Here is a 1,090-nt window from a genome sequence, read left to right as displayed (position 1 = left end):
AGAGGGCATTTGATTTGAGTAGATTGCTCCTTATGTTCTAGTAAGTGCCTCGCCAGGTTGGGGTGGTCTCGTCCGTTATACGTTTGGTGAGGTTGTTGATCGAGGCAATATGGATCATGGCTTGGGAACTGGTGGGGAGGGTCTCGTAATCGCGCGCCAAGCGTCGGTACAGCATGAGCCAACCCAGGCTTCGCTCGACGACCCAGCGGCGTTTGACAACGTGAAAGCCGCGCGTCTGGATGTTTCTGGAGACGACTTCGACATCGATGCCGAGCCGGGCACCGTGTTCGATCACGGCGTTTTTGAAGCCGGTGTCGACCCAGGTTTTTGATATCGTCGGATAGGCGTTTTTAGTCTGGTCGAGCAGTCGCATTCCGATGGCGTTGTCGGATGCGCTCGCGGCAGTGACCGTCACGGCAAGGGCGATGCCGAGTGCGTCTGTGACGATGCCCCGCTTGCGGCCGACGATCTTCTTCCCCGCGTCGGCGCCTTGGCTGGTCAGGGGCACGTTGGTGGAGGTCTTCACGCTCTGGGTGTCCATCACGCATGCGGTCGGTTCGGCCTTGCGGCCTTCCTTGACACGGGCCAGGCCGACCAGGTCGTAATTGAGCTGCGCGAAGATTCCCTCATCCCGCCAGGCCGCATAGTAGGCGTAGACGGTGTTGTGCGGCGGGAAGTCGTGCGGCAGGTATTTCCAGGCGATTCCCGTCCTGTTGACATACAGGATCGCGTTGAAGACCTCCCGCAGTTCGACCGAGGCCGGTTGGCCGGTGGGCCTGCGATCGAGCCGGGCCTGCCGCCAGGCGGTTAAGGTGGGTTCGATCAATTCCCAGCGGGCATCGGATATATCGCTGGGGTACGACTTCCGCTCACTCATGACAGAACTTTTACCCGAAACATGTGATCGGTAGTGGTCCTCGACTGGCCGGGACTTTACATTCCATTTTTAGACCAGACGGAATTCAGGCGCCACATGACAATCAAGCGGGCGCTCCGATCGGCGGTGAGGGCTGCGCAAATACATCCCTACAAGACGAAGTACCCCGAAAGCCTACGACCCCAAAGGGCGCATATGCTCATCAACCATAGA

The 1,090-nt window shown here is 58.9% G+C and carries 1 protein-coding gene; it reads right to left on the bottom strand.

Translation table 11 applies throughout. The features are described 5' to 3' along the window. Positions 1 to 37 precede the first annotated feature (37 nt). On the bottom strand, positions 38 to 877 hold the full coding sequence (locus ACSDR0_RS50755; protein ID WP_435296158.1) for an IS5 family transposase: 840 nt from the start codon (positions 875 to 877) through the stop codon (positions 38 to 40). Positions 878 to 1,090: the final 213 nt, after the last annotated feature.

Origin of the sequence: Streptosporangium sp. G11 (assembly GCF_051192615.1) — a bacterium.
Classification (GTDB): Bacteria; Actinomycetota; Actinomycetes; order Streptosporangiales; family Streptosporangiaceae; genus Streptosporangium.
This window is presented reverse-complemented; position numbering and strand designations above follow the sequence as displayed.

Excerpts from the sequence above, each read along its gene's own strand:
- ACSDR0_RS50755 (WP_435296158.1), bottom strand. The coding sequence starts at position 877 with ATGAGTGAGCGGAAGTCGTACCCCAGCGATATATCCGATGCCCGCTGG.